This window comes from Pseudomonas sp. FP2300 (assembly GCF_030687595.1).
In the GTDB taxonomy this organism is placed as follows: Bacteria; Pseudomonadota; Gammaproteobacteria; order Pseudomonadales; family Pseudomonadaceae; genus Aquipseudomonas; species Aquipseudomonas bijieensis.
This window is the reverse complement of the sequence record NZ_CP117440.1, coordinates 673,680-695,365: the sequence shown is the minus strand read 5'-3', so window position 1 is coordinate 695,365 and position 21,686 is coordinate 673,680. Positions and strand designations below refer to the sequence as shown.

Genomic DNA, 21,686 nt, shown 5'->3' with positions numbered 1-21,686 from the left:
GCATCTCAGCTCTGGTTTCTCTCGCCTCATGCCTGCCATTCCCACAGACCTCCCCGCCCTCGCCCAATCCATCAAGGAATGGGGCCGCGAGCTGGGTTTCCAGCAGGTCGGCATCAGCGGCCTGGACCTTGCCGAGCATGAGCAACACCTGCAACGCTGGCTCGACGCCGGCTACCACGGCGAAATGGACTACATGGGCGCCCACGGCAGCAAACGCTCACACCCCGAGGAGCTGGTGCCAGGTACGCTGCGGGTGGTGTCCCTGCGCATGGACTACCTGTCGGGCGACACGCACATGGCGCAGATGCTCGGTCAACCGGAGAAAGCCTACGTCTCGCGTTATGCGTTGGGCCGCGATTACCACAAATTGATCCGTAAACGCGTGCAACAACTGGCAGAAAAAATTCAGGCGGTCATCGGCCCCTTCGGTTATCGCGCCTTCGTCGACAGCGCGCCGGTGCTGGAAAAAGCCATCGCCGAACAGGCCGGGCTGGGCTGGATCGGTAAAAACACCTTGGTGCTGAACCGCAAGGCCGGCAGCTATTTCTTCTTGAGCGAGCTATTTGTCGATCTGCCCCTGCCGGTGGACCCGCCCCATGCCAGCGAACATTGCGGAAAATGCACCGCATGCCTGGATATCTGTCCTACGAATGCCTTCGTCGGGCCCTACGTGCTTGACGCCCGACGCTGCATTTCCTACCTGACCATCGAACTGAAAAACGCCATCCCCGAGGAGCTGCGGCCGTTGATCGGCAACCGGGTGTTCGGCTGTGATGACTGCCAGATCGTCTGTCCATGGAACCGCTTCGCCCGACCGTCCGGGGAAAGCGACTTCAAACCACGGCACAACCTGGACAATGCCGGGTTGGCCGAGCTGTTCATGTGGGACGAGGCGACTTTCCTCAGCAGCACCGAAGGTTCACCGCTGCGCCGCGCCGGCTACGAGCGCTGGCTGCGCAACCTGGCGGTGGGCCTGGGTAATGCGCCCTCGACGATTCCCGTGCTGCAAGCTCTGGAGGCCCGGCGCGACTACCCGTCGGAGCTGGTGCGCGAGCACGTGGAGTGGGCGTTGCGCCAACATGCCGAGCGTCAAACTTCGTCGTTGTAGACGAACTTCGGCATTTCCCAGTGGAAGCGAATCGCCAGGAGCCGCAACAGGAAACCACCGAACAAGGTGATGAGGATCGCTTGTTCGTTCGGCAGTTGCAGGAAGACACACAGCAGATAACACCATGCCGCGGCAAACGAGACGCTGGCGTAAAGTTCACGACGGAAGATCAGCGGAATATCGTTGCAGAAGATGTCCCGCAGAATGCCGCCGAACACCCCGGTGATCACCCCACTGACCGACGCCACCAGCATGCCATGACCCATTTCCAGGGCCGTCATGCAGCCGATCAGGGTGAACGCCACCAGGCCCACGGCGTCGAGCACCAGGAACAACGAGCGCAAATGGCGCATCCAGCGCGCCAGGAACACCGTCAGCATCGCCGCTGCCGTGGTCAGCACCAGGTATTCGGGGTGCTTGACCCATGTGAGCGGGTAATGACCGAGCAGCACGTCGCGCACCGAGCCGCCACCCAGCGCCGTGACACAGGCGATCAGCACCACGCCGAACCAGTCCATGCCCCGACGCCCGGCAGACAAGGCGCCGGTCATGGCTTCGGCGGTGATGGCGATCAGATAAAGCATCAGCAACATGATGGCGGTCCGTACGGGAAGGCGCGCAGTCTAGCCAGTTTGGGCAGGCACCAAAAGAGGGCGCAGCAGCGTCTTCTGCCTGAGCGCCATACCGCCAACTACCCCTGTGGCGAGGGAGCTTGCTCCCGCTCGGCTGCGCAGCAGCCGCCAAACCGGACAATTCGGCCTACCTGAAGCTGTTGGGGCCTGCTGCGCAGGCCAGCGGGAGCAAGCTCCCTCGCCACAAAAGCAATCTGGCCAGCCGCTGGGGTGCCGGTTAGAACTTGATGAAGTGCTTACGGTAGTGCTGCAACTCGGCAATGGACTCGCGAATGTCGTCCAGGGCCAGGTGGCTGCCACCCTTCTGGAAGCTGTCGCGCACTTGCGGGGCCCAGCGGGCGGCCAGTTCCTTGAGGGTGGAGACATCCAGGTTGCGGTAGTGGAAGTAGCTTTCCAGGGATTTCATGTGGGTATAGAGGAAGCGACGGTCCTGGCAGATGCTGTTGCCACAGATCGGCGACTTGCCCTTTGGCACCCACTGTTCCAGGAAGGCGATGGTCTGGGCCTCGGCCTCGGCCATGCTGATCTTGCTTTCGCGCACCCGCTGGGTCAGGCCCGAGCCGCCGTGCTGGCGGGTGTTCCATTCGTCCATGCCGGCCAGGATCTCGTCGCTGTGATGGATTGCGATCACCGGGCCCTCGGCCAAGGTGTTGAGGTCGCTGTCGGTGACGATGGTGGCCATTTCGATGATGACGTCGGTATCAGGGTTCAGACCGGTCATTTCCAGGTCGATCCAGATCAGGTTCTGCGGGTTTTGCATAGGGAGGCTCCTCGGCGTAGCCACGCAGTTTAGCCTAGGCCGGCCTTTGGGCGTGCTAAACTCGCGGCCGTTTTACCCTATTCGCTGTATTTCTTCATACGGAACACCCATGGCCAAACGCCAACTCAATCGTCGTCAGAACTGGCGCATCGAAAAGATCCAGGGCGAGCGCGCCGCCCGCGCCGCCAAACGCGAATCCAGTGCTGTCGAAGCCCTGGAGGGTGGCGACCTGGGCCCTGAACAGACCGGCCTGGTAATCGCCCACTTCGGCGTGCAGGTCGAGGTCGAGGCCCGGGAAGGCGAATTGGCCGGCCAGGTATTCCGCTGCCACCTGCGCGCCAACCTGCCGGCGCTGGTGACGGGCGACCAGGTCGTCTGGCGTGCCGGCAACCAGGGCATCGGCGTGATCGTCGCACAATTGCCGCGCCACACCGAGCTGTGCCGTCCAGACAGTCGGGGCCAGCTCAAGCCCGTGGCCGCCAACGTCGACATGATCGTCATCGTGTTCGCCCCGCTGCCCGAACCCCACGCCAACCTGATCGACCGTTACCTGGTAGCCGCCGAGCATGCTGGCATCCGACCGTTATTGCTGCTCAACAAGTTCGACCTGATCGACGAACACAACGCTCCGGCGCTGAACGCCTTGCTGTCGGTCTATCGGGACTTGGGTTACCCGGTGCTGGAAGTCTCGGCCCATCACGGCAACGGCATGGAGCAATTGCAGCAGCAACTGGACGGGCGCATCAGTGTGTTCGTCGGCCAGTCCGGTGTCGGCAAGTCGTCGCTGGTCAACAGCCTGCTGCCGGACGTCGAGACCCGTGTCGGGCCACTGTCCGAGCTGTCCGGCCAGGGCACCCACACCACCACCACCGCGCGACTGTTCCACTTCCCCGGCGGCGGTGAATTGATTGACTCACCGGGCATCCGTGAGTTTGGCTTGGGTCACGTGAGCCGGGCCGATGTCGAAGCCGGATTCATCGAGTTCAACGAGCTGATCGGCACCTGCCGCTTCCGCGACTGCAAGCACGATCGCGAACCCGGCTGCGCCCTGCTCAAGGCCTTGGAAGAAGGTCGTGTGCATCAGCAACGGATGAACAGCTACCGCTCGATCATCGCCAGCCTGCCGGAAAGCAGTTACTGACCCGACCGGACACCTTTGTGGCGAGGGGATCCGTGGGAGCAAAGCTTGCTCGCGAAACAGGCACCTCGGTCTCTGAAAGACCGCATCGCCTTCATCGCGGGCAAGCCTTGCTCCCACAGGTCTGTATCGGCTCTTAGGTCACTGCGCCGGCGGTTCGGCCGGTTTCGGCGCAGCATCGTCGAACAGGTTCAGACGTTCGCGCAGCTCATGGGCCGGCACCGGTTGCTTATCCGCCGGCAAGGCGTTCGGATCAACCGCAGCACCAGGCGTCGCCGGGACTTCACCCGGTGCGCCCTGGCCCTGGGCCGGATCCGGCGCCGGGTCGTCGGTTTGCGAACCTTCGATGGCCTGTTGGGCCTTCTTGGTCAACACCACGATATCGATACGCCGGTTGACCGGGTTGAACGGGTCCTTGCGGTCGAACAACGCCGAGGATGCGTAACCGACCACCCGCGCCACCTGTTCGTCCGGATAGCTGCCAGCCACCAGGGCACGACGCGCCGCGTTGGCGCGGTTGGCGGACAGCTCCCAGTTACCGAAATCACCTTTGCCGACGTAGGGCTTGGCATCGGTATGACCGCTGATGCTGATCTTGTTCGGCACCGCCTTGATGGTGTCGGCCATGGCCAGCAGGATGTCTTCGAAATAAGGTTTCAGGCGCGCGCTGCCGGAATCGAACATCGGCCGGTTCTCGGCGTCCATGATCTGGATGCGCAAGCCGTTCGGCGTGATCTCGAACAGGATCTGGTCCTTGAATTTCTGCAGCTGCGGGTTCTCCTCGACCTTGTTCTGCAATTCCTGCAGCAACAATTCCAGGCGCTCGCGCTCGATCTGCTCGGCCATGCCTTCGACCTGCTCGGAATCCACCGTCACCTTGTCGGGCTGGGGCTCGGATTTGACTTCAGGATTGAGGGTCGTGTCCGGCGCCAGGGTCGGTGAACCACCCAGGTCGATGATGTACGGCGTGCCGCTTTCAGTAAAACCGACCGGGTCCTTGAAGTAACCGGCGATGGCGATCTTCTGTTCCGGGGTCGCGGTGGACAGCAGCCACAGCACCAGGAAGAACGCCATCATCGCCGTCGCAAAGTCGGCGAAGGCGATTTTCCAGGCGCCCCCGTGATGCCCCGCGGCTATGCGCTTGACGCGCTTGATGATGATCGGCTGGTTATTTTCCATGACTTAACGACCGCGAACCGCTTGTTCCAGCTCGGCGAAGCTTGGACGGTGCGCCGGGTACAGGACCTTGCGACCGAACTCCACCGCCAGCGATGGCGGCATGCCCGAGGCCGAGGCCACCAGGGAAGCCTTGATGGCTTCGTAGACGTTGAGTTCTTCCTTGGCGTCATGGGCCAGGGAGTGGGCCAGTGGACCGAAGAAACCGTACGCAGCCAGAATACCGAAGAAGGTCCCCACCAGTGCCGCACCCACGTGCAGGCCGATGGACTTCTGGTCGCCGTCGCCCAGGGAAGCCATGGTTACCACGATGCCCAATACCGCCGCGACGATACCGAAGCCGGGCATGGCGTCGGCGATGCCGGTGACTGCGTGGGAAGGGTGCTCCAGGTCTTCCTTGAGGCTGTACAGCTCCATGTCGAACAGGCCTTCGAGCTCATGGGGCGCCATGTTGCCGGACGACATGATGCGCAGGTAATCACAGATGAACGCCGTCATGCGGGCATCTTTGAGCACCGCAGGATACTTGGCGAAAATCGGGCTGGCAGCGGCGTCTTCAATATCGCCTTCAATCGCCATCATGCCTTCGCGGCGGCTCTTGTTGAGGATCTCGTAGATCAGGCCCAGCACTTCGAGGTAGAAGGTGTGGCTGAAACGCGAACTGAACATGCCCAGGGACTTCTTGAGCACGTGCATCGTCATGTAGCCGGGGTTGGCCTGCAGGAATGCGCCAAGGGCCGCGCCACCGATGATCATCACCTCGAAAGGCTGGATCAGGGCGGCAATCTTGCCATGGGAGAGCACGTATCCGCCGAGTACGCTCGCGAACACGACAATGATGCCGATAATTTTAGCCATAGATAGAAAGTACTTATTTAAGTCGGGTTCAAGGTCATATTCGGAAGCTGAAAAATCTCTTCTTCTACTTATCGGCAAAACTGCGCCAGACTATAGCCAGTTCTGGCGAAAAGCCAGTTTGGCCCGCTTCGGGCGTAGAGAATTCATACGATGATCACGTCCAGCCATGACTAACGAAACTAAGGTTCCAACGCCGCGACCGACCACGCTCGAAGGCTGGGTAAAGCTGCTGGACGGCGTGCACCTACCAGTGCCCCAGGCCAGTCATGACTTGGTCTGCAAGGCCATTGCCGACAGCCGCCGCTCGTTGCGCGACATCGCCGAACTGATGCAGGACAGCCCGGCCCTGGCCCTGAGCGTCATCCGCGAGGCCAACCATCACACCCATGGCAGCCTTGCAGAACCGGCGGAAAATCTCGAAGTAGCCATCAACCGTCTCGGCCTCAAGCGCACCGAGGAACTGCTCGCTCGCTTGCCGTCGTTGCCGGGGCAAGAAATCCCCGTTGCCTTGCGCCAGCTGCAATTGATCAGCCAGCACGCCACGCAACAGGCCAATGGCTTTTTTGCCAGCCGCCTGGCGCGACTGTGGCAGGACATACACTGGGGCAGCCTGTTGTTTCTGTCGCCGCTCTGGCCCCTGGCACTGACTCACCCGCGGTTGCTGGGGGAGTGGGAGTTGCGGGTCGTCCATAAAGGTGAGCCCGCGAGCAAGGTCGAGCGCGAATTGTTCGGCGTCAGCCTGCTGAAGATCTGCCTGGCGCTGGTAGAAACCTGGCGCTTGCCGATCTGGGTGATGCAGGGCTATCGCCTGCTGCTCAATGAACGCCGCGAGCTGGTGAGAGTGCTGCGCATCGCCCGGGACAGCGAACACCCACTGCGCCAACAGAATCGCCTGGACGATGACCCGACGCTGCGGCGCTGGCTCAATCAACCGGCCAATACCGTATTGCTGGCCAACGGCCTGGCACTTTCAGCGCAACAGGCCTGGGATAGCCCCCACATTGTCCGCTGGCAATACCTCACCAGTTTGTATCTGCAGATGCCGATGGATGAGGTCCAGCAACAACTGCACCAACAAGCTGTCACCAGCGCCCGTCATGACGCCATGCCGGACCTCTGGCACCCGGCCGTGGCGTTGCTCTGGCCCTGGGACAGCCGTCGCATCCACCCCGGATTGCTCCCCCCCGCCCCACCCAGCGCCGAAGACCTGAGCCAGTGGCGCAAGCAATGCTCCGCACTGTTGGTGGAACCGAGCCCCTTTCGCAATGCCATGCACTTGACCACCTCGGCACGGGACGTGCTGGTGGCCTGTGGCATGCGCCGGGTGATGATCCTGATGCCCGACCGCAGCCAGGCCAGCGTGCGCGTACACCAGACCGCCGGCCTGCCGAAAGAAGCCGCGGCCATGAGTTTTACCATCAGCCAGAGCAAGATATTGCAGCGGTTGCTGGCCCAGCAGGCCCAGGTTCGCCTGAACCCGGACAACAATGCGCAGTTTTCGGCGCTGCTGCCACCGGGCCTGCGTAGCCTGTTCCGGGGTGAGCACCTGCTGTTGCGCTCACTGACCTGCAATGGCCGAGTCATCATGCTGGTGGCGGTGGACCAGGGCGGCGGGCCGTTCTCGGACGTGACCGTGCAAGCCTTCGGCAAAACCGTGCAATGCATCGAACGGGCCCTGCATACCTTTACCAACCGCGGCCGCTGAACTTGCTACAATCCTTTCCCTTTGCGCCCCTGGAGACCTCACATGCCTGACTTCTCTGGCTTGCCACTGGTGATCGAGCCGAGCGAACTGCTACCGCGCCTCGACGCCCGCGAACTGATTCTGGTGGACCTGACCAGCGCCGCCCGCTACAGCACCGGGCATATTCCCGGTGCACGCTTCGTCGATCCCAAGCGCACCCAGCTCGGCCAGCCGCCAGCCCCGGGCCTGCTGCCAGCCAAAGCCGACCTCGAAGCACTGTTCGGCGAGCTCGGGCATAACCCGGATGCGGTCTACGTGGTCTACGACGATGAAGGCGGCGGCTGGGCCGGGCGTTTTATCTGGCTGTTGGACGTGATCGGTCACTCGAACTACCACTACCTCGACGGCGGCTTGCTGTCGTGGCTGGCCGAAGGCCTGCCGGTGTCCGTCGACGTCCCTGCACCGGTTGCAGGCCCGGTCAGCCTGACACTGCACGATGCTCCCACCGCTACCCGCGAGTATCTGCAAAGCCGTCTCGGCGCTGCCGACCTGGCCATCTGGGACGCTCGCGGCCCGCTGGAGTATTCCGGCGAGAAAGTCGTCGCAGCCCGAGGCGGACACATTCCCGGAGCGGTCAATTTCGAATGGACTGCTGGCATGGACCAGGAGCGCAACCTGCGCATCCGCAAGGACATGCCGCAAATCCTCGAACAATTGGGCATCACGCCCGACAAAGAAATCATCACCCACTGCCAGACTCACCACCGCTCCGGCTTCACCTACCTGGTGGCCAAGGCGCTCGGTTATCCACGAGTCAAAGGCTATGCCGGTTCCTGGGGTGAATGGGGCAACCACCCCGATACCCCCATCGAGCTTTGAAGGTTCTTAAGGACAGTTAATGAAAAACCGTTTGTTCATCCTCACTCAATACCTGCTGCCCCACCACCTGCTGTCGCGGCTGGCCGGCTGCATTGCCGAATGCCGCGTGCGCTGGTTCAAGAACGCCTTCACCGCGTGGTTTGCCAAGCGCTACCAAGTGGACATGTCCCAGGCCCTGGTGGAAGACCTGACGGCGTACGAGCACTTCAACGCCTTCTTCACCCGCGCCCTGAAAGACGGTGCGCGTCCGCTGGACCCAACCCCGGGCGCCATCCTCAGCCCCGCCGACGGTGCCGTCAGCCAGCTCGGCCCGATCGAGCACGGCCGGGTATTCCAGGCCAAGGGCCACAGCTTCAGCGTACTGGAGCTACTGGGCGGCGATGCAGCCAACGCGGCGCCGTTCATGGGCGGCGATTTTGCCACCATCTATCTTTCCCCCAAGGACTACCACCGCGTGCACATGCCGCTGGCCGGCACCCTGCGGGAGATGGTTTATATCCCAGGACGAATTTTCTCGGTCAACCAGACCACCGCCGAAAACGTTCCAGAACTGTTTGCTCGTAACGAACGCGTGGCGTGCATTTTCGACACCGAACGCGGGCCGATGGCCGTGGTGCTGGTGGGCGCGATGATCGTGGCGTCCATCGAAACCGTCTGGGCCGGCCTGGTGACACCGCCCAAGCGCGAACTCAAGACTTTCCGCTACGACGAAGTCGCCCGTGCGCCGATCCACCTGGAAAAAGGCGCCGAACTGGGCCGCTTCAAGCTAGGTTCGACCGCCATCGTGCTGTTTGGTCCGGATCAAGTGAAATGGGCCGAGGAACTGGTGGCCGGTTCGCCCGTGCAGATGGGTCAAGGCCTGGCACTGCCAAAAGCCTGAGTCATCGGCCCCTGTGGGGAGCGAGCTCCCCACAGGGCATGCTGCATAGATAGAGCACCTCTTTCGCCCACAACTGCTAGAGTTGGAAACATCACGTTTATTTCCCGCCGGAGCCCGACCACGGCATGAATGAGACCAGCCCTCTCCAGCTATTGCGCGTCCAGCCCCCAACGCAATCACGCCTGTCGTTCTGCGATGCCACGCCACGGGACCTCAAGCGCTGGATCGCCAACCTGCCCAAGGCCAACATCGGCGAAACCGCCCGCCTGTTGTACCAGGCCCTTGGTGAACTCAACCAACTGCTCACGCCCAGCGACAATCGACTGCAACTGCTCGAGCTGCTGCGGCCCGAGGTGTATTACGTCTGCAAGCACCTGGAGCGGCACTTCCTGCAACAGGCCATCGTGCTGGATGAGCGCTCGCGCAAGATCGTCAACCTGTGCCAGGCCCTGCAAACCCAACTGGCGATGGGCTACAAACAGATCGTGGCGCGTATCGCCTCGAAATACACCAAGGATCGGGCTCGCCTGCTGAGCACCGCGCTGCAACGGGCGATACATGCCCTCAACGGCCCGCTGCTGCGTGCCAGCCAGCTATACAGCCCAGTACCTGAAGGGCTATGGCTCGATTTGCATCAGCTGTACCGGATCGCTTGCCTGCACCGCTTGCAGCACCTGAGCGTGAGTGATGACCTGGCCAGCCAGGTTCATCAATTGAACGCCGAGCAAACCTATGTCGTCGCCCTGCTGCTGGGCGCGTCACGCAGCAATCAACTGCGCCAGAGCCAGATCGGGCGACTGACCCAAGTGCTCGAGTCCTGGAGCCAGTGGGTCAAGCTGGACCCTGCCACCGCTGCCAGCAGCCTGTTCGCGGTCGCGCCGGAGCTGGATGTCGGGCCGCGCTACCGCTCCAAGTTCCGAGCCGAACAGCAGCCGACCTTGCAGGGCTTCGATCCCCAGCCCCTGGTGCGTGCAATCGCCACTCACCTGGAACAACCTGCCGAGAACAACCTGCCAGTACCTGGCGGCATGAGCGTCGACACCTTGCATCACCTGCAAGCGGCCTGGGGCGAAGCGGCCGAACGCAGCTTCCAGCGCACCGAGGGCAACGGCACGCTGACCCTGTGCGTGGGCATGAGTGCGCTGCACTACTACCTCGGCGGCGAGCGCTCTTTCAACGAAATCCTGAAAAGCCCCACCACCCGCAAAGCCCGCTTCGAAGCCTCGCCGAGCAAGACAAACGACGCCTGGAAGCAGGCCTTCGACGCCGCCCCCGCCGGTGACAGCGACCTGCTGCCCTATGAAGAAATCGAGTACCCGGTCAACCCGGCCGATGACGACGGCACCAGCTCCGACAATCAGCACCACTTTCCCACCTACGACCTGCCGATCATCAACCACAGCCCTGGCGGTTATTGCCTCGGTTGGCCCAAGGAAGTGCCGGAACAGCTTCAAGCCGGTGAAATGATCGGCATTCGAGACAGCAGTGACCAAGCCTGGAGCGTTGCCGTGGTGCGCTGGATCCGACAAGTGCGCAACGGCGCCATGCAGATGGGCATCGAACTGGTCGCACCCCATGCCCAGCCTTGTGGGCTGCAACTGGTCCGGGAAGAGAACGAGCACGGTCACTACCTGCGCGGCTTGTTACTGCCCGAGATCAGCGCCATCGACCTGCCTCCCACCATGATCGCCCCACGCCTGCCGTTCCAGGAGGGCCAGCGTGTACTGATCAACACCAACGGCCAGGAACGCCGCGCCGGCCTGGACCGCCGGGTGACCAGTACCCACAGCTTCAACCAGTTTTCCTATCACCCGGAAGACTCAGCCGAGACTGAGGGTGGCGGCGACCAAGAGGGGAATTTTGATTCGTTGTGGAAGTCGCTCTAAACAGCGCATAGCCCCCTGTGGCGAGGGAGCTTGCTCCCGCTGGGGCGCGTAGCGGCCCTAAACCTGAGACCGAGGAGTGTCAGGTTGGCCGCCTTGGGCCTGCTGCGCAGGCCAGCGGGAGCAAGCTCCCTCGCCACAAAGTGCGTGCCTCCCCAGAGTCGGCGTATTGCTCAAAGCATGTTACTTAGAGCTGCCCGTCACGATCCCTGAAACCCAACAGGTACAACACCCCATCCAGCCCCAGGGTTGAAATCGCCTGCCTGGCCGACTGCTTGACCAGCGGCTTGGCGCGGAACGCCACGCCCAGGCCGGCGATCGCCAGCATCGGCAAGTCGTTGGCGCCGTCTCCCACGGCGATGGTCTGCTCCAGGCGCAAGCCTTCCTTTTCAGCCAGCTCTCGCAGCAGGTCCGCCTTGCGCTGGGCATCGACGATCGGCTCCACGGCCACGCCGGTCACCTTGCCATCCACCACTTCCAATTCGTTGGCGAATACGTAGTCGATACCGAGCTTGGCCTGCAATTGCTTGGCGAAGTAGGTGAAGCCGCCGGACAGGATGGCGGTCTTGTAACCCAGGCGCTTGAGTTCAGCGAACAGGGTCTCGGCACCTTCGGTCAGGCGCAGGGAAGCGCCGATGGAATCCAGCACACTGACGTCCAGCCCCTTGAGCAGCGCCAGGCGCTCCTTGAAGCTGGCGCGGAAGTCCAGCTCGCCGGCCATGGCTCGTTCGGTGATGGCCGAAACCTTGTCGCCGACGCCGGCCGCCTTGGCCAGTTCATCGATGACTTCGGCCTCGATCAGCGTCGAATCCATGTCGAACACCGCCAGGCGGCGGTTACGACGGAACAGCGAATCTTCCTGGAAGGCGATGTCGACGTTCAGTTCCTGGGCCACGCTGAGGAACTCGGCACGCAACGCCTGGGGGTCAGCCGGCTCGCCACGCACGGAAAACTCAATGCAACCCTTGCCCTTGTCGTCCGGGGTGTCCAGCGGCATGCGCCCGGACAGTCGGTCGATATGGTCGATGTTCAGGTCATATTTGGCGGTGATCGAGCTGACGCGCTGCAATTGTTCGGCAGTGACCTTGCGGGTCAGCAGGGTAACGATGTGGCGCTTCTTGCCCTGGCCGGCCACCCAATGCCGGTAATCGTCCTCGGACACCGGGGTGAAGCGCACCTGTTGGTCGAGCTTGTAGGCGGTGAACAGGATGTCCTTGAGCACCGACTTGCCTTGTTCGGCGTCCGGAATTTCAACCAGGATGCCGAACGACAGCGTGTCGTGGATCACCGCCTGACCGATGTCGAGAATGTTCACACCACCCTGGGCCAGAACGCCGGTAATGGCCGCAGTCAGACCCGGACGGTCGCTGCCAGTGATGTTTATCAGGACGATTTCGCGCAAGGCGCACCCCCGCAGGTGGAAAAAAACCGCATTCTACCCACATTCAGTGACCATCGGGCACCGCCAGTGCTTTGCCGGTCATGGGGCTGTCGCTATACTGCGCGTCAATTTCACGGACAAAGAGCCGAGCTCAGTGAACCGGCCCACGCCAGTCAAAACCGACAACTTCTTCCTGCTGATCTTCCGTGCACTGCGTCACCGTCGTGTACCGATTGCATTGCGCATTGCCAGCCATAACGTGATCCTGGTCGCCCTGGCCCTGGTTATCTATGCCTGCGTGATGGGCTTGCAATTCAAGCAGGCGATGCACGAGCAGGCCGATGCCCTGGGTGAAAGCCTGACCACCCAGACCGCCACGTCCGCCACCGAGCTGCTGGTGTCCAACGACATCCTCAGCCTCAACGTGCTGCTCAACAACCTGACCAAGAACAAACTGGTGGCCCACGCCGCCATCTACAGCGTGGACAACCGCATCCTCGCCGAGGCCGGCCAACGGCCCAAGCCGGGCCTGCTGGGTGAGTCCGGCGGCATGTACCAGAGCAAGATCACCTTCCAGGACGTGACCGCCGGACAACTGCGCATCAGCCTGGACATGGACCAGTTCCAGCAACCGATGACCATCAGCCTGCAAAGCATGGGCATCCTCAGCGCGATACTGCTGGCCCTGGCTTTGGCCTTGAGTCTGCGCCTGGGGCGGCACATCTCCACGCCGCTGTTGCAATTGCGCGTCTGGCTGCGGGACATCGACGAACACACCCCTGCCACCCAGCGCCAGGATGAAATCGGCGACCTGGCCCGGCAACTGCACGCCAGCTTCGCGCCGGAACCCGAGCCCTTGCCGGAACCTGAAGACATCGACTACGTGGACGACGAGGACACTGAGCCGGGCTTCGAAGTGCGTAACCTGCGCGACCCGGGCTTTGATGAAAGCCAGCCGATGCCCGCCTCCAAACCGGCGCCACGCCACGTGGTGCGCACGGTGGAGGATGAGGAAGACGATGACGCCTTCGCCGACCTGCGTGACGAATCAGTCGATGGCGCACCTCAACCGCTCGCCAGGCCCGCTGCCTCGAACCTGCCCCAGCACAGTGCCGTGCTGGCCGTGCAACTGGGCGCCCAGGACCAACTGCGCCGCTTGCCCCAGGCCCGCCTGAAGGAACTGCTCGAACGCTACCGCGACTGCCTCGACCAGGCCGCCTCGCTTTATCAGGGTGAACTGCACACCCTGAACGACGGCAGCACGCTGATGCTGTTCCACACCGAAGACAGCGGCGACGACTACCTGACCAACGCCATTTGCTGCGGTGAGTTGCTGCGCGCCTTGGGCCACCAGTTGCAGATCGAAGTCGCCGACAGCGGCATCACCTTGCAACTGCAATTGGGCCTGACCTTGGGCGATGGTCTGTTCGGCCTGAGCCAGATCGACCTGCTGCTGACCGAAACCGCCCAGGACGCCCTGGCGTTGTCGCAACACAGCCGCAACCTGCTGCTGGTGGAACGCAAGATCAACGACGACGCCCTGATCCGCCAGCGCGCCCGCATCCGCCCCATCGCCAGCCCCGAAGGCGCGTGCTGCGTGGAGCGCTTGATGGAGCCTTATCCATCGTTGCTGGAGCGGCAACTGGCGCGGATGCATGAGCGCCAGGCCTGAGTCCCGGTACTTGAAGTAACGAAGCCCGCAGATGAGTGATTGTCTGCGGGCTTTTTGTTGTCTTCAGCGCCGCCATCGCGAGCAGGCTCGCTCCCACATTGGGTCTGTGGCTTGCAGAGCTCCCCTGTGGGAGCGAGCCTGCTCGCGATGAGGCCGGTACAGACACTGAAGAACCAACCCGCAGAAACAACAAAGCCCGCATCAATGCGGGCTTCGCTTTGCATCCAGGCCTGGCGTCAGAACCTGAACACTTCCATGTCCGTACGAATCGGCAAGGCCATGGGAATCTTGTCCTTTTCCTTTTCCACCGGCTTGGCTGGGGCTGGAGTGGGCTTGCGTGGCACTTCGGCGACAGGCGGCTGGTTGGCCAGGGGCTTGAGCGATACAGACAGTTGTTCGGCCAGGCGTTGCAGGAGCACGCCTTGAGCCTGGACCTGCGCGGCGGTGGTGCCGGCATGTTGCTCTTGCAGATGAACGATGCGGTTCTCACGCACCTTGCCACGACGGTCGATCAACCGCCATTGGGCATCGAGCACTGCCGGTTGCGCTTTACCCGAGTCCAGGCGAGTAATCGACAGCAGCACCTGCACATCCGGGGTGAAGCCCTGGGTCGCAGGCGCCAGTACCACACGCTGGCTGTCCAGGTGCCCGGCGACCTGACGCAACAGCAATTGATCGATGTCGGAAGACAGGCTGCCAGCCCAGCGTCCGTCGGTGGCGGCCTGCAGGCTACCGTCCGGTTGGCGTTGCAATAAGGTTTCGCGTTGCAGGTAATCGGCGATCAGGACCGGCCCCAGCAATACTGCCATGCCTGTGCTTTGCGCAGGCTGGGCCGGGGTTCCGCTGTCGAGTTGGTACAGCGACACCGGCTGGTTCATGCTGCAACCCGCCAGGCCAAGCAGGCCGGCGAGCCACAAAATAGGAAGGCGCAGAGCAGTCATCGTTCCGTCCAGGTGGCAGCCACAAGGCTTGCCACAGTGAAAAAATACTCGGTCATTATGAAGAACGCTCGGCCACGCCGGCGCTTGAAAGGGCCTATCATCCGTGAATATGCGCCGCGACTCCAGCGCCAAAGCATCGATCTGCGGCTTTTAATCGCAGACCGAGCCCTCTAGCACGCCTAATTGAGGTTTTCGACGAGCAGTGCATCCACCCGCTGGAAACCTCTTGGAAGCTTGTTGCCTCGCCGCCCGCGCTCACCTTTGTAATGTTCAAGATCGTCTGCTTTCAACGAAAGCGTACGTTTTCCAGCCTGTAGCACAAGCGTGGCGCCTTCCGGTAACACTGCAATATCCGTGACATATTCCTCGCGACTGGCCACCCGTTCGCCGGAAATACCGATGATCTTGTTGCCCTTGCCTTTACCCAACTGAGGCAAGTCGCTGATTTTGAACACCAGCAAGCGACCTTCGGTCGTTACCGAAGCCAGCCAATTGTTCTCTCGATCGCTGACCGCCCTCGGGGCAATGACCTTGGCGTTGTTCGGCAGGCTCAACAACGCCTTGCCCGCCTTGTTCTTGGCTTGCAGGTCTTCACCCTTGACCACGAACCCATAACCCGCGTCCGATGCAATAACGTACAGCCCATCATCATCAGGCATCAGCACGCATTCAAAAGTTGCACCCGGCGGGGGCGTTAAACGACCGGTCAGCGGTTCGCCCTGGCCGCGAGCCGATGGCAGGGTGTGGGCCGGCACCGAATAGCTGCGCCCGGTAGAATCGACGAACACCGCAAACTGGTTGGAACGCCCGGCCGCCAGCGCCTTGAAACCGTCCCCAGCCTTGTAGGAAAGCCCGGTAGCGTCAATATCATGACCCTTGGCCGAGCGCACCCAGCCTTTTTCCGACAGTACGACGGTCACTTTCTCGTTCGGTAGCAGGTCGTGCTCACTCAATGCCTTGGCTTCGGCGCGCTCAACGATTGGCGAACGACGATCATCACCATAAGTCTCGGCGTCCTTGAGCAGTTCAGTGCGCACCAGCTTCTTGAGTTTGGCTTCGCTGCCCAACAAGGCTTGCAACTTGGCTTGCTCCTTGAGCAGTTCATCCTGCTCGGCGCGCAGCTTCATCTCTTCCAACCGCGCCAATTGCCGCAGGCGGGTGTCGAGGATGTAGTCGGCCTGGATTTCGCTCAGGGCAAAGCGCTCGATCAGGCTGGCCTTGGGGTGCTCCTCGGTGCGGATGATGTGGATCACTTCATCCAGATTCAGGTAGGCAATCAGCAAACCGTCCAACAGATGCAGGCGGCGCTCGACCTTGTCCAGGCGGAACTGCAGGCGCCGACGCACGGTCTTGACCCGGAACTCCAGCCATTCGACCAGCAATGCCCGCAGGTTCTTCAACTGCGGTTTGCCGTCCAGGCCGATGATGTTGATGTTGACCCGGTAGCTGGACTCAAGATCAGTGCTGGCGAACAGGTGCTGCATCAGCGCGTCGTGGTCGACCCGGCTGTTGACCGGAATGATCACGATGCGGCAGGGGTTTTCGTGGTCGGACTCATCGCGCAAATCGGCGACTTGTGGAGCTTTCGACGGTTTTGCCTGCATCATCGCCGCGATTTGCTCCAAGACCTTCGCCCCGGAGACTTGGTGCGGCAATGCCGTGACGATGATGTCGCCGTCTTCGATGTGGTACACGGCGCGCATGCGCACCGAACCGCGACCGGTCTCGTAGATTTTCAGCAGGTCGGCGCGCGGCGTGATGATTTCCGCTTCGGTCGGGTAATCCGGGCCCTGGATGTGTTCGCAGAGTTGTTCCACCGTGGCTTTCGGTTCATCCAGCAGACGCACGCAGGCCGTGGCCACTTCCCGCAGGTTGTGGGGAGGTACGTCAGTGGCCATGCCCACGGCAATGCCGGTGGTGCCATTGAGGAGAATATTCGGCAAACGTGCAGGCAATACGAGGGGTTCTTCAAGGGTGCCGTCAAAGTTCGGGCCCCAGTCCGCCGTACCTTGGCCCAGTTCGCTGAGCAGAACCTCGGAATAACGCGACAGCCGCGCCTCGGTGTAACGCATGGCAGCGAAGGACTTGGGATCGTCCGGCGCACCCCAGTTACCCTGCCCGTCCACCAGCGTGTAGCGATAGCTGAACGGCTGGGCCATCAGCACCATGGCTTCATAGCAGGCCGAGTCGCCGTGGGGGTGGAACTTACCGAGCACGTCACCGACGGTCCGCGCCGATTTCTTGTGCTTGGAATCGGCATCCAGCCCCAGCTCACTCATGGCATAGATGATCCGCCGCTGGACCGGCTTCAGACCGTCGCCAATGTGCGGCAAGGCGCGGTCCATGATCACGTACATGGAGTAATTGAGGTAGGCACTTTCGGTGAAGTCAGCCAGCGATCGGCGTTCTACGCCGTCTAAGCTGTCTGCAAGAATGTCGCTCATGCGGGCCTCATCAGTTCGTTGTCTGGCGCAGCAGCATGGTGCCGTCGCGCTGGGTAAATTCAAGTTTGTTCAGGGCGCTCATGCCCAGCAGCACTTGCGTGCCACCCAGGCCTGGCGCCACCAGGGCACGGACATCGCGCAAGACGATGTCGCCCAATTGCAGCCGGTCGACGCGGGTACGGTAGCCCTCGCTCACACCGTTGGCGGTGCTCAAGGTCACGCCGAAACCCTTTTCCAGCTTGAGGCGCTCGGCCAACTCCATCGGAATCGCCACGTCAGTGGCTCCGGTGTCGAGCATGAAGTCCACCGGCTGACCGTTGATCTGGCCGCTGGCGACGAAATGCCCCTGTTGATTGCCGACCAGCTTCACCTCGATAAAACCTTCACCTCTTTGCGAGTACACCTGGGTATTGGGGTTTTGCTGGCGCTGTTCCCATTGGGCAAAAAACCGCGTCGCCAGAAACAGCGCCGCGCACCAGGCCAATATCATCAACACCCGGCCAGCACGCTTGCCCGGCGGCTGCTGACTCATGGCGAGGCGCCCCAACCACCGTCCGGCGCGGCAAAGCGCCAGATGATCGGCCGCGTTTCGCCGTCGGCGCGAGCACCATCGTTGTTGTCCAGGCCGATCCAGGCGCCCTCGGCGTCCACTACCAGCGCTTCGGCCAGGCCATAGGCCTGCGCGTAACGACGATTATCCAGCAACGCCTCGGCGGCGAACGACCAGCAGCGCTCCACTTGGGCGGTCTGCGAGTCACGCCGGCAGATCTGAAAGGCGTTGCGCTCCAAGGTAAACAGCTTGCCATTGAACAGTGACAGATCGGCGAAATCACGCGGAACCGCCTTGGCCTTGGGGAACTGCGCTGGCTGCATCTCCAGCCCCGCTTCGCTCAGCAATACACAATTGCCATCGCAGTCCCACACCGTCTGCTTGCGCTTGATCAGCAACAGGCCGCGACTTTCGCGCTCGGCCGCCAGCCACAATTGATTGCCAGCCGGGTTGATCGCCAGGCCTTCGAACAGGGCATTGAAATGCAGCAACATGCCACTGGCACGGGCCTGGCGGATCAGCGTCGGGGCGATTTTCAACCACGACGCAGGTCCCGATGGCGGCACCTGCAACACCGCGGCATGGGACTCACTGACCACATAGCGATTGCCAGCACTGTCGCAGCTGATGCCTTCGAAATCCAGCTCGCCACCGCGCAGGAACGACGCCGCCCAGGTGCGGGATTTCAAGCCCCAGGGAAAACCGCTGTCCGGCACCTCAGGCACCTCGATATCGACCACTTGCGCCGGCCAGACTGGTGCCTCGGAGGGTGTGAGGCGGTAGATCCGATCATCGTCGCGATCAGACACCGTCCACATTTCACTGCCGCACAGGGCCAGCCCGGACAGATTGCCACCGCGCATGCCCTCGACGACGTGCTCGGACAGCAACTTCAGTTCCGGCGCCGGTCCTGCGACCACAACCCCCGCCCACAGCAATAACGCCAGGGCGAAACCGTTGCGCATCAGGCCAGCACCTCGGCCAGGTCCCCTTTGGATTCGAGCCAGGACTTGCGATCACCGGCGCGCTTCTTCGCCAGCAACATGTCCATCATTTCCGAAGTCGCTTCGAAATCATCCAGGGTCAACTGCACCAGGCGGCGAGTGTTCGGATCCATGGTGGTTTCGCGCAGTTGCGGCGGGTTCATTTCGCCCAAGCCTTTGAATCGGGTGACCTGCGGCTTGCCACGTTTCTTCTCGGCCACCAGACGATCGAGGATGCCGTCACGCTCGGCTTCGTCCAGGGCGTAGTAGATTTCCTTGCCCAGGTCGATCCGATACAGCGGCGGCATTGCGACGTAGACGTGGCCGGCATCCACCAGTGGGCGAAAATGCTGGACGAACAAGGCGCAGAGCAACGTGGCGATGTGCAGGCCGTCGGAGTCGGCGTCGGCGAGGATGCAGATCTTGCCGTAGCGTAGCTGGCTCATGTCCTCGGCGCCCGGATCGACACCGATGGCCACTGCGATGTTATGCACTTCCTGGCTGGCCAGCACTTCGCTGCCGTCCACTTCCCAGGTGTTGAGGATCTTGCCCCGCAGAGGCAGTATCGCCTGGAACTCTTTGTCCCGCGCCTGCTTGGCCGAACCACCGGCGGAGTCACCTTCCACCAGGAACAGCTCGGAACGCATCGGGTCCTGCCCGGCGCAATCGGCGAGCTTGCCCGGCAACGCCGGCCCTTGGGTGATGCGCTTGCGCTCGACCTTCTTGCTGGCCTTGAGGCGACGGCCGGCGTTGTTGATCGCCAGTTCCGCCAGGGCCAAACCGGTTTCCGGGTTGGCGTTGAGCCACAGGCTGAACGCGTCCTTGACCACACCGGAAACAAACGCCGCCGCTTCGCGGGACGACAGGCGCTCCTTGGTCTGGCCGGAAAACTGCGGTTCCTGCATCTTCATCGACAGGACAAAGGCGATGCGTTCCCAGACGTCTTCCGGCGCCAGCTTCACACCACGGGGCAGCAGGTTGCGGAACTCGCAGAACTCGCGCATGGCATCGAGCAAACCCTGGCGCAACCCGTTGACATGGGTGCCGCCCTGGGCCGTGGGGATCAGGTTGACGTAGCTTTCCTGGACGCTTTCGCCACCTTCAGGCAGCCACAACAGCGCCCAGTCCACCGCTTCCTTGTTACCGGCCAGGCTGCCGCAGAACGGCTCGTTGGGCAGGCGTTCGAAATCGTTGACCGCGTCCACCAGATAAGAACGCAGGCCGTCTTCGTAATGCCACTCGACTTTCTCTCCGCTGGCCTTGTCCTCGAAACTGACCAACAGCCCCGGACACAACACCGCCTTGGCCTTGAGCACGTGCTTGAGGCGGCTGACGGAAAACTTCGGTGAATCGAAATACTTCGGATCCGGAGCGAAATACACGCTGGTCCCGGTGTTGCGCTTGCCGACGGTGCCGACCACTTCCAGCTCGGTGGCCTTGTAGCCGTCGGCGAAGGTCATCTGGTATTCGTTGCCATCACGCTTGACCCGCACCCGCACCTGAGTCGACAAGGCGTTGACCACAGAAATACCCACCCCGTGCAGACCGCCGGAGAACTGGTAGTTCTTGTTGGAAAACTTGCCGCCGGCGTGGAGCTTGGTGAGGATCAGCTCGACGCCCGAAACACCCTCTTCAGGGTGAATGTCCACCGGCATGCCGCGACCGTCATCGCTGACTTCCAGCGAGTGATCGGCGTGCAGGATGACCTGCACCGACTTCGCATGCCCGGCCAAGGCTTCGTCGACACTGTTGTCGATGACTTCCTGGGCGAGGTGGTTCGGCCGACTGGTGTCGGTGTACATGCCGGGGCGCTTGCGCACCGGGTCGAGGCCCGAGAGGACTTCGATGGCGTCTGCGTTATAGGAGCTAGCGCTGGGAGTGGCCATGGGGTCTCGTCGTCAGTGTTCAATGAAAAAGGGGCGATGGGCTCACAGCGACGTGAAGTCGATCGCCTGGTACAAATCGGCGCCAATGCCGGCAAAACTCAACAGCGCCGGCAACTGCTGGGCAAACCCTTGGAAACTGTGGTCGCCGCCGGCCTGGATGCGCAAGGCACAGGCGCGGTAATACTGCTGGGCGTGGCGATAATCCAGCGTTTCGTCACCGGTTTGCAACCATACCTGAAACCGCTGCGGATCCCGGGGCGCCGGCACTTCCAGTTCGGCCAAGGCCGTGACGTGGTCGTGGGTCAATTCCCAGGTTTCGTCGGTGTACAAATTCTTCTGCGTGCCCAGGTAACCGTCAAACATCCGATGGGGGCTGACGGCAGGGTTGATCAACAGGGCCTTGAGGCCGTGGCGCTCGGCCAAGTGAGTCGCATAGTAGCCGCCGAGCGAGCTGCCGACCAGCAGCGGCCGTCCCAGTTGTGTAATCGCCTGCTCCAGCTGACCGATGGCCTGGCGGGGGTGGTGGTGCAAGGCGGGCACCTGTAATTGGTCGCTCAGGCCGAGGCGGGCCATCACCTCGGTCAACTGACAGGCCTTGGTCGATGCTGGGGCGCTGTTGAAGCCATGGATATAGAGGATTGAACCCGACATTGCCGACTCCCTGGGTGTTGGGCAAAGGCCGGAGTTTACAGGGAGTTTGTGGGGGTTTGGGGGATTTGACTGTCTTGTTGTTGCCGATGATCAGTTGATCACGGTGCCTGTGGGGGCAAAGCTTGCTCGCGATGGCGGCCTGACAGCCGGCCGGGATGTTTTTGACTGAGTACATATCCA

18 protein-coding genes are annotated in these 21,686 nt (G+C 62.1%); 7 read left to right on the top strand and 11 right to left on the bottom strand.

Annotated elements, in window-relative coordinates; all coding sequences use genetic code 11:
* Window positions 1–28 precede the first annotated feature (28 nt).
* Entirely contained in the window at window positions 29–1,108 is a 1,080-nt protein-coding gene (gene queG / locus PSH86_RS02955; protein WP_109752157.1) for a tRNA epoxyqueuosine(34) reductase QueG, read from the top strand.
* On the opposite strand, the gene PSH86_RS02950 is transcribed toward queG, so the two are convergent.
* Both PSH86_RS02950 and orn read right to left on the bottom strand, forming a co-directional pair.
* Entirely contained in the window at window positions 1,090–1,704 is a 615-nt protein-coding gene (locus PSH86_RS02950) for a trimeric intracellular cation channel family protein (RefSeq protein ID WP_170866829.1), read from the bottom strand. The two genes, queG and PSH86_RS02950, sit on opposite strands and share 19 nt — an antisense overlap.
* A gap of 253 nt (window positions 1,705–1,957) precedes the next feature.
* Window positions 1,958–2,500, bottom strand: coding sequence for an oligoribonuclease (gene orn, locus PSH86_RS02945; RefSeq protein WP_003197208.1), 543 nt, complete (start codon window positions 2,498–2,500; stop codon window positions 1,958–1,960).
* A gap of 109 nt (window positions 2,501–2,609) precedes the next feature.
* Here orn and rsgA point away from each other — a divergent pair, with 109 nt between their 5' ends.
* Window positions 2,610–3,641: a small ribosomal subunit biogenesis GTPase RsgA gene (rsgA, locus tag PSH86_RS02940; protein WP_028237543.1), complete on the top strand. Its 1,032-nt coding sequence runs from the start codon at window positions 2,610–2,612 to the stop codon at window positions 3,639–3,641.
* Between the two features lie 138 nt (window positions 3,642–3,779).
* Here the strand turns inward: rsgA and motB are convergent, their stop codons facing one another.
* Together motB and motA are read right to left on the bottom strand one after the other, a co-directional pair.
* On the bottom strand, window positions 3,780–4,817 hold the full coding sequence (gene motB / locus PSH86_RS02935; protein ID WP_109752156.1) for a flagellar motor protein MotB: 1,038 nt from the start codon (window positions 4,815–4,817) through the stop codon (window positions 3,780–3,782).
* Window positions 4,818–4,820: 3 nt separating this feature from the next.
* A complete protein-coding gene (gene motA, locus PSH86_RS02930; RefSeq protein ID WP_003197198.1) occupies window positions 4,821–5,672 on the bottom strand; it encodes a flagellar motor stator protein MotA in 852 nt (283 codons plus the stop codon).
* 166 nt (window positions 5,673–5,838) lie between these two features.
* Here motA and PSH86_RS02925 point away from each other — a divergent pair, with 166 nt between their 5' ends.
* The 4 genes from PSH86_RS02925 to PSH86_RS02910 all read left to right on the top strand — a co-directional run bounded on the left by PSH86_RS02925 (window position 5,839) and on the right by PSH86_RS02910 (window position 11,001).
* Complete coding sequence (locus tag PSH86_RS02925) at window positions 5,839–7,377, top strand: HDOD domain-containing protein (protein WP_163855563.1); 1,539 nt, start codon at window positions 5,839–5,841, stop codon at window positions 7,375–7,377.
* A gap of 42 nt (window positions 7,378–7,419) precedes the next feature.
* Entirely contained in the window at window positions 7,420–8,235 is an 816-nt protein-coding gene (locus PSH86_RS02920; protein WP_109752154.1) for a rhodanese-like domain-containing protein, read from the top strand.
* A 19-nt stretch (window positions 8,236–8,254) separates the two neighbouring features.
* Window positions 8,255–9,115 carry an archaetidylserine decarboxylase gene (asd, locus tag PSH86_RS02915; protein ID WP_109752153.1) on the top strand — a complete coding sequence of 287 codons (861 nt, stop codon included), beginning with the start codon at window positions 8,255–8,257 and terminating at the stop codon, window positions 9,113–9,115.
* A 125-nt stretch (window positions 9,116–9,240) separates the two neighbouring features.
* Window positions 9,241–11,001 carry a molecular chaperone gene (locus PSH86_RS02910; protein ID WP_109752152.1) on the top strand — a complete coding sequence of 587 codons (1,761 nt, stop codon included), beginning with the start codon at window positions 9,241–9,243 and terminating at the stop codon, window positions 10,999–11,001.
* A 184-nt stretch (window positions 11,002–11,185) separates the two neighbouring features.
* On the opposite strand, the gene serB is transcribed toward PSH86_RS02910, so the two are convergent.
* Window positions 11,186–12,400, bottom strand: coding sequence for a phosphoserine phosphatase SerB (gene serB / locus PSH86_RS02905; RefSeq protein ID WP_003197189.1), 1,215 nt, complete (start codon window positions 12,398–12,400; stop codon window positions 11,186–11,188).
* Between the two features lie 133 nt (window positions 12,401–12,533).
* Between serB and PSH86_RS02900 the strand changes: the two genes are divergently transcribed.
* The gene (locus PSH86_RS02900) at window positions 12,534–14,051 is read left to right on the top strand and encodes an AhpA/YtjB family protein (RefSeq protein ID WP_109752151.1); all 1,518 of its coding nucleotides are present in this window, start codon (window positions 12,534–12,536) and stop codon (window positions 14,049–14,051) included.
* Window positions 14,052–14,287: 236 nt separating this feature from the next.
* On the opposite strand, the gene PSH86_RS02895 is transcribed toward PSH86_RS02900, so the two are convergent.
* The 6 genes from PSH86_RS02895 to PSH86_RS02870 all read right to left on the bottom strand — a co-directional run bounded on the left by PSH86_RS02895 (window position 14,288) and on the right by PSH86_RS02870 (window position 21,506).
* On the bottom strand, window positions 14,288–14,992 hold the full coding sequence (locus tag PSH86_RS02895) for a membrane integrity-associated transporter subunit PqiC (protein ID WP_163855565.1): 705 nt from the start codon (window positions 14,990–14,992) through the stop codon (window positions 14,288–14,290).
* A 179-nt stretch (window positions 14,993–15,171) separates the two neighbouring features.
* On the bottom strand, window positions 15,172–17,436 hold the full coding sequence (gene parC, locus PSH86_RS02890) for a DNA topoisomerase IV subunit A (protein ID WP_116834037.1): 2,265 nt from the start codon (window positions 17,434–17,436) through the stop codon (window positions 15,172–15,174).
* Window positions 17,437–17,446: 10 nt separating this feature from the next.
* Entirely contained in the window at window positions 17,447–17,968 is a 522-nt protein-coding gene (locus tag PSH86_RS02885; RefSeq protein ID WP_109752147.1) for a TIGR02281 family clan AA aspartic protease, read from the bottom strand.
* Window positions 17,965–18,951, bottom strand: coding sequence for an esterase-like activity of phytase family protein (locus PSH86_RS02880; protein WP_305487713.1), 987 nt, complete (start codon window positions 18,949–18,951; stop codon window positions 17,965–17,967). Before PSH86_RS02880 ends, PSH86_RS02885 begins: the two co-directional genes overlap by 4 nt.
* Window positions 18,951–20,855: a DNA topoisomerase IV subunit B gene (gene parE / locus PSH86_RS02875; RefSeq protein WP_116834034.1), complete on the bottom strand. Its 1,905-nt coding sequence runs from the start codon at window positions 20,853–20,855 to the stop codon at window positions 18,951–18,953. The genes PSH86_RS02880 and parE overlap by 1 nt, the downstream gene beginning before the upstream one ends.
* Window positions 20,856–20,897: 42 nt before the next feature.
* Complete coding sequence (locus tag PSH86_RS02870; RefSeq protein WP_116834033.1) at window positions 20,898–21,506, bottom strand: YqiA/YcfP family alpha/beta fold hydrolase; 609 nt, start codon at window positions 21,504–21,506, stop codon at window positions 20,898–20,900.
* Window positions 21,507–21,686: the final 180 nt, after the last annotated feature.